This is a genomic window from Enterococcus sp. DIV0421 (assembly GCF_051713745.1).
Taxonomy (GTDB): domain Bacteria; phylum Bacillota; class Bacilli; order Lactobacillales; family Enterococcaceae; genus Enterococcus_D; species Enterococcus_D casseliflavus.
Genome location: NZ_JBIOQM010000001.1, coordinates 166,644 through 180,841, shown reverse-complemented (window position 1 = coordinate 180,841; position 14,198 = coordinate 166,644). Strand labels below are relative to the sequence as shown.

Annotated in this window: 12 protein-coding genes; 8 read left to right on the top strand and 4 right to left on the bottom strand. The window is 42.7% G+C overall.

Annotated elements, in window-relative coordinates:
- Nucleotides 1-55: 55 nt before the first annotated feature.
- Nucleotides 56-1,807, top strand: coding sequence for an ABC transporter ATP-binding protein (locus IGI96_RS00825; RefSeq protein ID WP_010749432.1), 1,752 nt, complete (start codon nt 56-58; stop codon nt 1,805-1,807).
- A complete protein-coding gene (locus tag IGI96_RS00820) occupies nt 1,794-3,575 on the top strand; it encodes an ABC transporter ATP-binding protein (protein ID WP_016610838.1) in 1,782 nt (593 codons plus the stop codon). Before IGI96_RS00825 ends, IGI96_RS00820 begins: the two co-directional genes overlap by 14 nt.
- Before the next feature lie 61 nt (nt 3,576-3,636).
- On the opposite strand, the gene IGI96_RS00815 is transcribed toward IGI96_RS00820, so the two are convergent.
- A complete protein-coding gene (locus tag IGI96_RS00815; RefSeq protein ID WP_270288084.1) occupies nt 3,637-4,278 on the bottom strand; it encodes a copper homeostasis protein CutC in 642 nt (213 codons plus the stop codon).
- Between the two features lie 102 nt (nt 4,279-4,380).
- Here IGI96_RS00815 and IGI96_RS00810 point away from each other — a divergent pair, with 102 nt between their 5' ends.
- Nucleotides 4,381-5,223 (top strand): methyltransferase domain-containing protein, encoded by an 843-nt coding sequence (locus tag IGI96_RS00810; protein ID WP_270288083.1) that lies wholly within the window; start codon nt 4,381-4,383, stop codon nt 5,221-5,223.
- 449 nt (nt 5,224-5,672) lie between these two features.
- Here the strand turns inward: IGI96_RS00810 and IGI96_RS00805 are convergent, their stop codons facing one another.
- A complete protein-coding gene (locus IGI96_RS00805; protein ID WP_438784782.1) occupies nt 5,673-6,869 on the bottom strand; it encodes an IS110 family transposase in 1,197 nt (398 codons plus the stop codon).
- Nucleotides 6,870-7,155: 286 nt separating this feature from the next.
- Between IGI96_RS00805 and trmL the strand changes: the two genes are divergently transcribed.
- The 4 genes from trmL to IGI96_RS00785 all read left to right on the top strand — a co-directional run bounded on the left by trmL (nt 7,156) and on the right by IGI96_RS00785 (nt 11,334).
- Complete coding sequence (gene trmL, locus IGI96_RS00800; RefSeq protein ID WP_015509970.1) at nt 7,156-7,659, top strand: tRNA (uridine(34)/cytosine(34)/5-carboxymethylaminomethyluridine(34)-2'-O)-methyltransferase TrmL; 504 nt, start codon at nt 7,156-7,158, stop codon at nt 7,657-7,659.
- Between the two features lie 17 nt (nt 7,660-7,676).
- A complete protein-coding gene (locus tag IGI96_RS00795; RefSeq protein WP_118215474.1) occupies nt 7,677-8,330 on the top strand; it encodes a histidine phosphatase family protein in 654 nt (217 codons plus the stop codon).
- A gap of 20 nt (nt 8,331-8,350) precedes the next feature.
- Nucleotides 8,351-11,005, top strand: a complete 2,655-nt coding sequence (gene recD2 / locus IGI96_RS00790; RefSeq protein WP_270288082.1) for an SF1B family DNA helicase RecD2 — start codon at nt 8,351-8,353, stop codon at nt 11,003-11,005.
- A gap of 101 nt (nt 11,006-11,106) precedes the next feature.
- Complete coding sequence (locus tag IGI96_RS00785) at nt 11,107-11,334, top strand: cold-shock protein (RefSeq protein WP_270288081.1); 228 nt, start codon at nt 11,107-11,109, stop codon at nt 11,332-11,334.
- A 103-nt stretch (nt 11,335-11,437) separates the two neighbouring features.
- Here IGI96_RS00785 and IGI96_RS00780 read toward each other — a convergent pair whose 3' ends face one another.
- Both IGI96_RS00780 and IGI96_RS00775 read right to left on the bottom strand, forming a co-directional pair.
- The gene (locus IGI96_RS00780; protein ID WP_005229739.1) at nt 11,438-12,061 is read right to left on the bottom strand and encodes a response regulator transcription factor; all 624 of its coding nucleotides are present in this window, start codon (nt 12,059-12,061) and stop codon (nt 11,438-11,440) included.
- Nucleotides 12,058-13,167 carry a sensor histidine kinase gene (locus IGI96_RS00775; protein ID WP_016610843.1) on the bottom strand — a complete coding sequence of 370 codons (1,110 nt, stop codon included), beginning with the start codon at nt 13,165-13,167 and terminating at the stop codon, nt 12,058-12,060. The genes IGI96_RS00780 and IGI96_RS00775 overlap by 4 nt, the downstream gene beginning before the upstream one ends.
- Nucleotides 13,168-13,253: 86 nt before the next feature.
- On the opposite strand from IGI96_RS00775, the gene IGI96_RS00770 reads away from it, so the two are divergent.
- Nucleotides 13,254-14,186 (top strand): ABC transporter ATP-binding protein, encoded by a 933-nt coding sequence (locus IGI96_RS00770; RefSeq protein WP_015509966.1) that lies wholly within the window; start codon nt 13,254-13,256, stop codon nt 14,184-14,186.
- Nucleotides 14,187-14,198 lie beyond the last annotated feature (12 nt).

Genomic DNA, 14,198 nt, shown 5'->3' with positions numbered 1-14,198 from the left:
AACCATTCAAATCGCTTTTCAAAACGCTAAGCTTAACAACGAGAGGGGGAATTAGATGAGTAATACACAATGGATCTGGCGCTATGCCAAAAAGAACCGGGGAAAAATCATATTGGCAGTCCTGTTTTTAGTGATCAATGCAGCGCTGATCATTGTTAATCCGTACTTGGGAGGAATGGTGATCGATGATGTCATCAATCAGCAAAAAACGCACTTATTGATTCCATTATTGTTGATCATGATCGCAACGACCGTCATTCGTACCATTGTCCGCTACAGTTATCAAATTTTATTTGAACGGGTCGGGCAAAATACGCTATACGATTTACGGGAAGATTTGTATCAGAAGCTGCAAGAATTGGATTTCGACTTTTTCAATCACACTCGTGTGGGAGATATTATGGCACGGATGACTGGTGATACCGATGCCATTCGCCACTTTGTTTCTTGGGTGACCTACAATATCGCTGAATGTATCTTGTGGTTCTTTTCAGCGGTGGTGGTTATGAGCTTTATTGATTGGAAATTGATGTTGGCGCTGGTGGCTGTCACACCGATCATATTTCTGTTGACCAATCGCATGTCTAAGAAAGCACACCCGTTGTTTTTTGACATTCGTGAGAGCTTTTCGCGCTTGAATTCAATGGTGGAAGAAAATATCGGCGGCAATCGAGTGGTGAAAGCTTTTGCTCGTGAAAATTTTGAGATTGAAAAATTTCGCTCCTACAACGAAGATTTTAAGACCCGCAATATGGCATCTGCCAAAGTATCCCGTACCTATCTGCCATGGCTTGATGGCTTAGCAGGAAGTTTGTCAGTCATTGCCTTGATTTTGGGTGGGATCTTCGTCATCAACGGCGAGATGACATTAGGGGATCTTGTCGCGTTTAATGGCTATCTTTGGATGTTGAATAATCCTATGCGTATGAGTGGTTGGTTGATCAACGACGTTCAGCGATTTTCTGCAGCCTGTATCAAAATTCGGCAAATGTTGGCGCAAGAATCGAAAATTCCTGTTCATCAACAAGAAAAATTAGAGCCAATCAAAGGATTTGTAGAGTTTAAAGATGTTTCCTTCCACTTTTCGGATGATCCGAATCAAAATGTGTTGGAAAACATCAACTTCAAAATTGGCCCTGGCCAAACGTTAGGGATCTTAGGGGAAACTGGGTCAGGGAAAACGACGTTAGTGAATTTGGTTGGACGCTTTTATGATCCCACTGAAGGGGAAGTATTGATTGATGGAAAAAACGCCAAAGAGTATCCCGTGCGCCAAATGCGGGAAAACATTTCAATGGTGATGCAAGATGTTTTCTTGTTTTCCAATACTATCTCCGACAACATTGCTTTTGGAAATCCTTTAGCTGATGAAGGCTTTATTCGGCAAATGGCGGTAGTCGCTGATGCAGATACCTTTATTTCTCGGATGCCTCAAGGCTATGAAACGATCGTGGGCGAGCGAGGTGTAGGGCTTTCTGGCGGACAAAAACAACGGATCTCCCTAGCACGGGCCTTAGCCAAAGATCCATCGATCTTGATTTTGGATGATACGACGTCTGCCGTCGATATGGAGACAGAATCGAAGATCCAACAGGAGCTGACAAAATTAACAGGAGAGAAAACGACGTTTATCATTGCGCATCGGATCTCCTCTGTTCGAGAAGCCGATCAGATTCTGATGATGGAAAAAGGACGAGTCGTTGAACAAGGGACCCATGAAGAACTTGTCAGTCTGCGGGGCAAATACTACGAAGTGTATCAAAAACAATTAGGCTTGTCAGGAGGTGAAGACGATGGCGAGAAATAAATTTGATGTGGATGAGGAATTAGACCAGGAGTTTAGCTGGAAGGATTTCAAACGCTTGTCACAATATGTCGTTCCTTATAAAAGAAGTATTGCGAAAGTACTATTTACGATCATTCTGGCAAACTTAGCAGGAATGCTGGCGCCCGTTTTCACAAAGATCGCGATCGATTCATCGATTCCTGAGAAAAATGTCAACCAATTGCTGCTTCTAGGAGCTGCCTTTCTAGTGACCTTGATCGTTATCGGCGTCTGCATGCGTTACCGTATCTACCATATCACGAATATTGGTCAAGACGTATTGAAGGATATGCGCTTTGATATTTTTGAACATCTGCAGCGACTGCCTTTTTCTTATTTTGATACAAGGCCCCACGGCAAGATCTTGATTCGCATCGTAAACTATATCAATACACTGAGTGACCTATTGAGCAACGGCCTGATCAATTTGATCTCGGATGTTTTCAACGTCATCATCACCTTGATCTTTATGTTTGCGATCGACTTCAAATTGACCTTGTATTCCCTTGCGTTGCTGCCAATTTTGTTCATCATGGTGATGGTGATCAAGAATAACCAGCGCAAAGCCTATCAGGTGTTGAGTAATAAACAATCCAATCTAAATGCTTACATTCATGAAAGTATTGCTGGTATCAAGATTACTCAATCCTTTGCGCGAGAAGAAGAAAATGCTGAGATCTTCCAAGAAGTCAGCAATGATTATCGAACTTCATGGATGAAAGCTGTCAAAATTCAGTTTCTGATGTGGCCAGGGGTGCAAAACATTTCGGTCATTACGACTTGTTTGATTTATTTTGTCGGCATTCGTCAGATCGGTGTCGATGTCAGCACAGGTACTCTGATCGCTTTTATCAGTTATATCAATAATTTCTGGAATCCAGTCATCAATATCGGGAATTTTTATAATTCTTTGATTACAGCAACTGCCTATCTTGAACGGATTTTTGAAACAATGGATGAAGTCCCAGATATCGAAGACAAACCAGATGCAAAAGTATTGCCAACGATGAAAGGGACCGTTGATTTTGAACACGTGACCTTCCGATACGAAGAAGGCAAAAACATTCTTTCTGATGTTAACTTCCACATTGAACCTGGGGAAAGTATTGCTTTGGTTGGCCCTACTGGTGCAGGGAAGACTACAATCATCAACTTGCTGAGCCGCTTTTATGATGTCAATGAAGGCAGTGTTAAAGTGGATGGGATGGACGTTCGTGACGTGACGCTGGAATCGCTGCGCTCACAAATGGGGGTCATGCTGCAAGATACTTTTATTTTCTCAGGAACGATCATAGAGAATATTCGCTATGGAAAATTAGATGCGACAGAAGAAGAGATCATCGAAGCAGCGAAGATCGTCCGTGCCCACGACTTTATCACGGAGTTGAAAGACGGCTATCAAACCGTCGTCGAAGAACGAGGAAGTACTTTATCTGCAGGGCAACGGCAACTGATTTCCTTTGCCCGAGCGTTGTTGGCTGATCCAAAAATTTTGATCTTAGATGAAGCGACCTCAAGTATCGATACGAAGACAGAAGAATTGCTGCAAGAAGGATTGTTGAAGCTGTTAGAAGGCAGAACCTCATTTATCATCGCTCACCGACTGTCCACGATCAAAAATTCTGATCGAATCTTTTACGTGGCAGGGGGGACAATCGCTGAATCGGGTAACCATGATCAGCTAATGGCACAAAAAGGCTTGTATCACCATTTGTATCAATCACAATACGACTTATTGCAAGCGATCTAAAAGAATCCCCACAAACGATAGAAGCGCATCGTTTGTGGGGATTTCTTTGTGTCCTTCAAGCTCAATCGTTAAGGTCAACGATTCTGGTTCCATGAACTTCTTTTACACCTAGTGTGTCGGCAACTTCTTGGGCATTTTCAAAGGAAATGCCACCGCCAGGTAAAATCGTTAAACGCTCACCAGCATAGGCGATCAATTCTTTCAGACGATCGAAATTTTCTTCAATTGGAGTGCCTGCAGCACCACCATGGGTCAAAATCCGCTGTACCCCATGCTCAGCTAACCAATCGATCGCCTTGAATTGGCGCGCTGCAGGAATCGCGTCGAACGCCATGTGAAAAGTAACCTGCAAGCCTTCTGCGGTTTCTAACAGTAGCTCCAATGCTTCTTCGTCCAACCAGCCGCTAGGTGTTAAGCAACCTAGAACAACGCCGTCTGTTCCTAATTTTTTTGCTTCGATCAAGTCGGTATGCATGATTTTCAATTCTGTATCATTGTAAACAAAATCACCGCCCCGAGGTCGAATGATCGTCATAACGGGTATTCCTTTTTCGCCAGTATATTGCAGAACTTCTTCTTGCACGCCGGTACTTGGTGTTGTTCCGCCGACTGCTAAATTATCACAGAGTTCGATGCGCTTTGCACCTCGGGCGATTGCTAAGGGAATATTGGTATAGTTTTCTGCACAAAATTCTTTTAACATGATTTACCTCCATTTGATGGGTGTTCAATTGATTTGTTATTCTATCCACTAGCATTCTACCACAAGAATATGCTAAAGTAGAGCAGAGATGAGGGAAGTTGAATGTTAAAAAAAATCGATCGCGGGCGCCTATTTTTAAACGCCCATTATCACTTGTTTGAATGTCCATTGTGCCGCCAAGCATTTTTCCCGACCGAAAATGGCTTGGTTTGTCCAAATCGTCATCGATTTGACTTATCAAAGAAAGGCACACTTTTCTTTTTGGATCATCAAGTCAAAGCAGATTATGATCAAGCACTGTTTTTGCCGCGTCAACGAATGATCGCTAGCGGCATGTATACACCAGTCCTTGAGACCATCAAAGCAGCTTTGGGAGATGCTAAGCATCTTTTAGATGTTGGCTGCGGGGAAGGCAGTTTTCTGGCTCAGCTGGTCAATGAAAAGACTCAGGCGGCTGTCGGCTTTGATATTGCCAAGGATGGAGTCTATCTAGCAACCAATCAAAACGTACCAGCTTTTTGGTGTGTGGCGGATCTGACCAACCTGCCGTTTGCTGAAGCGAGCTTTGATACGATTTTCAATCTATTTTCGCCGTCAAATTATGGGGAGTTTAACCGCATTCTAAGAAAAGGCGGACAGCTGATCAAAGTGGTTCCTGCGGCGGACTATTTAAAAGAACTACGAGCCGCTTTTTATCCTGATAACGAAACAAAACAGCAGTATTCGAATGAACGGGTCGTTAGCAAATTTTTTGAACACTATCCCAACGCATCCCGTCAAAGAGTGACGCATGTTTTTGCGATCCCTGAAGAAAATCGTCAAGATTTACTTGCCATGTCCCCGTTAGAGTGGGGGGCTTCGGAGGAACGCAAAGAAAAGCTGCGACAAACCCCTTTGACACAGATTACGGTTGATGTTGAGGTGTTGATTGCGAAAATTTCCTGAAAATATTTTGAACTTTTTTGTTATTTACTCTTGCAATCATGCCATGGGAGTGATATATTGTTCTCAAGTCATTTTTCATTGGTTTTTATCAGGTTCCTGTTCTGATAAAAGTTAGTGAAAAGAGCTTCACTAACGTAACGACTCGCAGTGATCGACACCGAGTTGGTACGTTTTTTTTATGCCCAAAAAAGCGCCCAAAAAATGTTGTTTCTAGAAAAACAAGCGTGCCAAAATATGGTACTATAGAAGTTATTGAAGTAGTTACTGAGCATGCAATGGAAAACGTAACGTTTAACGACACAAATCAATGCGAGAACCGATCGGCAGTAACCGATCGAAAGACAAACTATATTAAGTCAAGCACAAAATGAAAAGTTTGAATAACGTAGTTTTGACATTATTTGAAGGCATGACAAAGAACCCTTAGGCAAAGGGGATTTTTGAAAAGATCAGTTAACAATCATTTTCTGCTCCTCATAAGGCTTATTATCTTTCAGTAGTTGATAAATGATTCGTACCAGTTTTCGAACAACATGACTGATTGCGACATTGTAGTGTTTTCCTTCTGCTAGTTTTTTCTGGAAATAGACACGCATAGACGGAGACCAAATAGACATGAGTCTGGCGGCTTCATGCAATGCCCAGCGAAGCTGAGAGGAACCTCGTTTGACCATTCGACCAGTTTCAGTCTGATTCATTCCAGACGTAGAGATGGAAGGTTCTGCGCCTGCATAGGCAAGCAATTGATTCGGCGATCGGAAATTATTAATATCTCGAATTTCGGCGAGAATGACACTCCCTAATTTAAAACCAATGCCAGGAATCGTTAAAATAGGTGAATCGATTTCACTCATTAATCGAGCAACTTCCTTCTCGGCTTTGTCTCTCATAGTTGTAAGGTACTGAATGGCATCAATAGTTTGAAGGAGTTCAAATTCTAACGCTGGCGACTCTTGACCAATAGAGGTTTGCGCGAGTGTTTTGAGCTTGACGGCCTGTTCTTTTCCAAAGTGACCTTTTGAGTGCGTTGAAATGAGATTGGTCAACTTCGTTAAGTGTGCATTTCCTAATTTTCTAGCAGAGGGGTATTCTTTTAAGATTGCGTACACATAGGATTGGTACTTCGCGGAAGAAGAACCCAAAGAAGGTGCTAATTCTGGAAAGAGAATATCTAAAATGCGTGTGTAGTTCACTTTTTTTCGAGTACAGTCCTCTCTTAATCTAGCTGTGTGTCTGGTTAAATATTTCAGCTCAATCATTGAGGGGTTCGCACTAAATGATTGTTTATCAAGATCTGCTCGTAATTTACGAGCGATCGTCATGGCGTCTTTTTTATCGGTTTTGGTTTTTCGTAAGCTTTGATTTTTGGCAAATTCTTTAATTAAGTATGGATTATAGCTATAAGTTGGGTACCCTTGCGTCCGAAGGAAGCGTAAGATATTAAAGCAATAATGACCGGTATCTTCTAAGGCGATTTGAATCTCTTCGCCGGTTGTTTTCTGCAAATTGGCAAGCGTCATTTGAAGCTTCGTAAAGCCTTCACGATTATTTTCAATCTGAAGATGACGGATAAAAACCGTTCCTTCAGTATCAATGATCGCTAAGTCATGTTTGTGCTTGGCAATATCTATTCCAACGTACAACATAAGGACCACTCCTGACAGATAAAATTTACGCTATGCTCCACTTACTCTTTGCCTATGTAACCTTGTGATCAATCAAGCGTCACGAACAGATGTCATGCGCTAACAAACTTATTAACAATGTGACAAAGAGCTGTGGCCAGAGCCTTTCGACAACAGTATTCCAAAGGAATCTGGTGGAGGTTATACTAGTCCATAGCGTCTAGCTCAATTATAGACAAAATAACAGCTAGTTAAAACGGAATAGCTGATTAATTGAGTATCTTAAATATACAAGGAGTTTTTATCTATGAATCACATCGTTCTTTTTGAACCTCAGATCCCAGCCAATACGGGGAATATTGCACGGACGTGTGCAGCAACAAATACTCATTTACACTTAATCGAGCCTTTAGGCTTTTCAACGGATGACAAGCAATTGAAGCGTGCTGGGCTTGATTATTGGCACGATGTCAATATTACCTATCATAAAGATTTAGCTGCTTTTATGGACTTTTTAGGAGCGCGTCCGTTGTACCTGATCTCGAAATTTGCCAATCGCGTGTATTCTGATGTCGATTACACCGCAGATGACGATCAGTTCTTCATTTTTGGGAAAGAAACGACGGGGCTTCCAGAAAGTTTTATGCGTGAGCATGCCGAAAAATGCTTGCGGATCCCCATGAATGATGAGCACGTTCGTTCCCTAAATCTATCAAATACGGCGGCCTTGATCATTTATGAAGTTTTGCGGCAGCAAGGATTTCCGCAGTTGGAATTGACGCATCATTACGAGAACGACAAATTAGACTAAGAAGCGAGGCTTTTTCGATGCAATTATACTTTACCCGTCACGGAAAAACAGAGTGGAACCAAGCACGCCGCTTTCAAGGAATGCTGGGGGATTCGCCGTTATTGCCAGAAAGTTATGATGAGATCAAATTACTCGGTGATTATCTGGCAGCTATTCCTTTTGAGAAGATTTACTCAAGTACATCTTTGCGAGCAAAAGTGACTGCTCAAGAGATCCAAGCAAGACTCCAACACCCTGTTGAAATCATTTATAATGAGAACCTGCGAGAAATCGGACTCGGTGAATTGGAAGGTCGGTCCATCGATGAAATGCATGAGAAGTATCCCCAACAACTGACTGATTTGCGTAATCACCTGGATCGATACGATCCCAGTGCCTTTAAAGGTGAGCCGATCCAAGTAACATTGAGCCGAATCGAGACCGTCGTCATGGATGCGGTGATGCAGCATGAAGGCCCATTATTGTTCGTCGGTCATGGAGCATCCTTTACGGCTGCTATACAGTGGCTTGCAGGCAAACCATTAGCCGAATTAAGAGAGCAAGGTGGATTAGTCAATAACAGCGTTAGCTTATTAGAGACGAATGAACAAAAAGTATTGCCTTTTGAACTAAAAGTTTGGAATGAAGCAAGCTTTTTAAGCAATCAGGCAGGATTAGACGCTTTATTGTAAACCATGAAAGGAGCGGCACCATGATTCCAGAAAGAACGTTTTTTGTCGGCCATGTTGCCGCCATCTTTTTCCAGAATCCCAGCAATTTTTATAAAGTACTATTAGTTAAAGTCACTGAGAATAATGCCGACTACAAAGACTCGGAGATCGTCGTTACTGGTAGTTTCGGCGAAATCCAAGAAGAGGAAAAGTATCGGTTTTTTGGTGAGCTGGTCAATCATCCCAAGTATGGCGTTCAGTTGAAGGCCGAAAGCTACCAACAAGAACAACCGACCTCTGAACAAGGGTTGATCGCCTATCTTTCTGGAGAAAAATTTCCAGGGATCGGTAAGAAGACCGCTGAAAAAATCGTTGATCTTTTAGGAGAAGAAGCGATCGACCGGATGTTGGAAGAACCAACATTGTTGGAGCAGATTCCAGGATTGAATGAAAGTAAGCAAAAAATGATTTTAGATACCGTTCGGCAAAATCATGGGATGGATCAAGTGATCGTTGGCTTGAGCCGTTATGGTTTTGGTAGTCAGCTTTCTTTTGCAATCTACCAAGCCTACAAAAATGAAGCTTTAGCAATTATCGAAGAAAATCCTTACCAGCTGGTGGAAGACATTGAAGGCATTGGCTTTAAACGCGCAGATGGCATCGCTGAGCAGCTAGGGATCGAAGCTTCGTCACCGCAACGGTTTCGAGCCGCAGTCTTGCATCAGATCTTTGCCCAATCCCTGCAGACGGGTAATACCTTTATCCACGCCCAGGATTTGTTAGAGCAGACACTGCGTTTATTAGAGACGAGTCGTCCTATTGAGATCGCGCCAGACGACCTGGCATCAACGATCATTCAATTAGTGGAGGAAGGAAAAATCCAGCAAGAAGAAACTCGTTTATATGAAAACAGTTTGTACTTTTCTGAGTGGGGAATCGCTAGTTCCATCGAACGCTTGCTTTCCCGCAAAAAAGAGATCGTGTATCCTGAGAAAAAAATCAGCAAAACGCTGCGAAAAATTGAGAAGCATTTAGGCATCACCTATGGGTCTTCGCAAGAAGAAGCAATCAAAGAAGCCATTCGTTCGCCATTGTTTATTTTGACAGGAGGACCTGGTACTGGGAAAACGACGGTGATCAATGGGATCGTACAATTGTTTGCTGAATTGAATGATTTGGACTTAGAGCCATCAAAATACAGCGACGAAACCTTTCCGATTCTCTTGGCAGCACCGACTGGTCGAGCCGCCAAACGAATGAACGAAACGACTGGCTTGCCAAGTGGTACGATCCATCGTTTGTTAGGCTTGAACGGACGTGAAAAAGCGCCATCGATCAGTCCAAAAGAATTAGAAGGCGGCTTACTGATCGTCGATGAGATGTCTATGGTGGATACATGGCTGGCGAATACCCTCTTTAAGTCGATTCCTACGAATATGCAAGTGATTTTTGTGGGGGATAAAGATCAGCTTCCTTCTGTGGGACCAGGGCAAGTCCTTCATGACTTGCTAGCGATCGATGCGATCCCGAAACAAGAATTGACGGAAATCTATCGTCAAGGCGATGGGTCAAGTATTATTCCACTCGCCCATGCCATAAAAAATGGGCAGCTGCCTGCTGATTTTACACAAAACCAAAAAGATCGTTCTTTCTTTGCGTGTGATGCTTACAAAATCGAACCGTTGATCGCTCAAATCGTGAAACGGGCAAAAGACAAAGGCTACACGCCGCAAGATATTCAAGTGTTGGCACCGATGTATCGTGGGGCAGCGGGTATCGATGCCCTTAATAAAATGATGCAAGAGATTTTTAACCCCAATGATGGGACCAAAAAAGAGGTGACCTTCAATGATACGGTGTATCGTATCGGCGATAAGGTCTTGCAGTTGGTAAACTCTCCTGAAGATAACGTGTTTAATGGCGATATGGGGCAAATCGTTGGGATCACTCTAGCCAAACAGTCGGAAGACAAGATCGACGAGCTGGTCATTCAATTTGATGCCAACGAAGTAACCTATAAGCGGAATGAATGGAACAAGATCACGTTATCCTACTGTTGTTCGATCCATAAATCTCAAGGCAGTGAATTTCAAATGGTCATTTTGCCGATGGTTCATCAATACCAACGCATGCTGCAGCGCAATTTGCTATATACTGCTGTGACCCGCAGCAAAGAGATGCTGATTTTACTTGGTGAACCACAAGCGTACCAAACTTGTGTCAACCACGAATCTGCGACTCGTTTAACGACGCTGAAAGAACGCATCAATGGCACAGAAAAAATGACGCCGTTGCAACGAGCAAAATTGGCCCAATTTGAAGAAGCGGATGATCCATTTTATGATGATTCCTCTGTTGACACGAAAGTAAAAACGTCTTCGACGAAGATAAAGGAGCAATCCAGCACTGAAGTTACTGCTAACAAGCAAGCGGTAGAAAAGACCTCAGATAGTGGGTTTGATTTGTTTGCTTTTGCCGAGACGGAGCCGTCAGCATCAAATCAGACAGAAACGGCAAAGCCTCTGTCAGGGGATAAGGTTCTAAGTGAAGGGACTACGGGGGAAGAAGCACTCATCGAAGAAACGCCAAACGATGGTGTATTGACTTTAACGATGGTCAAAAAGCATTTAGTGGATCCAATGATTGGCATGAAGGATTGTTCTCCATACGACTTTATGCCCACAAAAAATGGATGATTCAAAGATGAGAAAATACTAAAAAAGGGTCGTTAGTGAGCGCTTTCTTTTGGTTTTTTAGCTTCTTATGCTAAGCTAAAATCAAAAGGAGGCGTTACGTTATGGCGAAAGAAACCGAAGATAAATTAGCAAAATTAGCAAAAGAATCTGGCAACGACTTTAAAAAGTTAGATGAGATAGAAAAAGAATTCAAATTGGATGAAAGTCCTGAGTCAGAACGAGGCGATCGGGAAGAATCTGGCTTAGAAAAAACGTTAGATAAGGCACCGATTTTTCCGCCTAACACACCGAATAATCCAACGAATCCTGGCAGTCCTGGAAATCCATAGCTTGTCCACCAAAAAACTACGACAGTCGGATATTCGAATAGAAAACAAAAAGCCTGAAGAATGCAGCTTCGCATTCTTCAGGCTTTTTTGCAATCGATGAGGTTTACTGTAAATGCTGATAATAATAGATCGCTAATTGCGTGCGATCCCGCAACTCCAGCTTTTCTAGTAATTGACTGATGTAATTACGAATGGTTCCATCACTTAGATACAAGGCATCGGCGATTTCTTTATTATTTTTACCCGCTGCTACTTCTTTGATGATCGCAAGTTCACGTTCGCTAAAAGATGCTTGATTATCTATCGCTGGTTGGTTCTTCATCATTTGCGTGAAGGTCTCGACGATCTCATTCCCAAACACGACTTGCCCATTGTATGCGGCTTTGACAGAAGGGATGATCGCTTGCAGGTTCTGTTTGATCAAATATCCTTTGACACCGATAGAAAAGGCTTCACGAATGTATTCTTGATCTTTGAAGGTGGTCAAAAGCAAGAGGATCGCTTGCGGAAATTTAGCCAGTATTTCTTTGGCAGCAGCGATCCCAGTTTGTTCCGGCATACGGATGTCGGTCAACAAAACGTCAGGACGATGGGCTTCGTAAAGAGCAATGGCGTCTTTGGCACAATGACCGATACCCAACACCTGAATCTCTTCTGTGCTTTCAAGAATGGTTTGTAACGAGGTCGTCACAAACGGGTCATCATCAATAATGACTACAGTAATCATTGGTGTTCCTCCTTTGGTAAAATGATCGTCAACTGAAAGCGTTGGTTTTCTTGCAAAATATGAACTTGACCTTGCAGCTCCTGGACCCGTTGACGCATCGTTTTCAGACCGATTCCGCTGTTTGCAGTTTGGGGTGAATTGACGTCCTCGTTGGTGATCTGCAAACGGTAAAAGGCGGGCAGCGTGCGAAAATGCAAGACAACGGTTTTGGCATGACTGTGTTTGATGCTGTTGGTCAAGGCTTCTTTGATGACCATTAAGAAACAGTTTTGCTGTGCTTCGCTCAATCCTTCAAACAAGTTTCCTTCAATCGTTACGGAAGAGGGGAAATCAGCAATCAGAAACTCTATGGCCTGCGGAAAAGAAATCGATGTTTCATGGAGATCATGAACGCTTTGCCGAATGCGATCCATCCCAGTGTGAACCGTTGCACTCAAATTTGCTAACGGCACATTTAATTTCGGCTCTTGATTGATCATTTCAAGCGCACCAATTTGTAAAATGGCACTCGAAAGTAGATGGCCGACATTATCATGGATATCTCGCGCGATTCGATTTCGTTCTTCCGCGATTTGTAAGGCTAATTTTGTCTCTTGTGACAGGGCTAATGCTTTGTTTTGTTCCGATAACTGCTGCTGCTTTTCCCAATGGGTATCTTTTGAAGCAATATATTTTTTCTCAAGATCGATCATTCGCTGCTCTTTTTTTCGTAAATAAAAAGCGAAAAGCAGTAACAGGATGATAAAGGCGAGCTCAGTGGGTGAATGGTTGCCAACCGTCGAAATCAACAAAAAACCTAATAGGAATAAACCATCATCTTGTCTTTCTTTTGGAGCGATCACCCGCATCATTGCGGGCAAAAAGAGGGCAAGCGCTGGCCAAAAGGCACATAGCAGCAACAGAATAACTTGAAAAAACCAGCTTGGTTTCTTAGGCAGCAAATAACTGACGCCAGTAAATAAAACAGCGATCAGCAGATAGATGACTTGCACAGCAACAAATCCTTGGTTTACCAATAAGAACAATGAGATAGCGAGGAAAAAGCCCGCTTCGGTGAGTGGTCGATAGTTCGTCATAGGAGACTCCTTCATTGTGACAAATGTCATGGTTGGTTTAGCCAATCGTCACTAGTTTCTTTCCTTGAACTTTATTATAGTCAGATTAACAAGAAATTTGGAAGGAGTTTTTCATCATGATTATCGAAATTGATAAATTAGTAAAACGCTATGGTGATTTTGTGGCGTTGAACCATTTTGATCTGCAAGTTCAAGAAGGAGAAGTTTTAGGATTATTGGGACCAAACGGGAGCGGAAAATCCACCGCCATCAACTGTATGCTCTCTTTGTTAAATTATGACAAAGGGACCATTAAACTGTTTGGATCAATCATGACGCCGGAAAATTATGCCGTCAAGGCAATGATTGGCGTCGTTCCTCAAGATGTTGCCGTCTTTGAAGAACTTAGTGTGCAAGAAAATATCGATTACTTTTGCGGTTTATATGTTGCTGACAAACAGAAACGCCAAGCCTTGATCGAAGAAGTGATTCAATTAGTGGGATTGGAAAATTTTGTGACGTTTCACCCAGGCGAGCTCAGCGGTGGGTTGAAGCGACGATTGAATATCGCCTGCGGGATCGCTCATAAGCCGCGCTTGATCTTTTTAGATGAACCCACGGTAGCGGTCGATCCTCAAAGTCGGAACAAAATTTTAGAAAGTATCAAAGAACTGAATCGTCAAGGAGCGACGATTGTTTATACGACCCATTACATGGAAGAGGTGGAGATTCTTTGTGACCAGATCGTGATTATGGATCAAGGACAGGTGATTGCTAAAGGAACCAAGGAATCTCTAAAAGATATGGTACGGACAGCGGATCGTTTGACCATCGATATCCCCTTACTGCCTGAGCCTGTATTGACAACGATTCAGCAAACCATTGCTTCTGATGGGATCGCCTATAAAAACGGTCAGCTTGAAGTAACAACGACGGAGCTGAATACAGTTTTATTACCGATTCTGACGCTCTTACAAGCAGAGCATATCACTTATGGAAAAATTGCAACCAAAGAAGCCACCTTGAATGATGTCTTTTTAGAGATCACGGGCAAGGAATTGAGAGACTAAAGGAGGGAATCA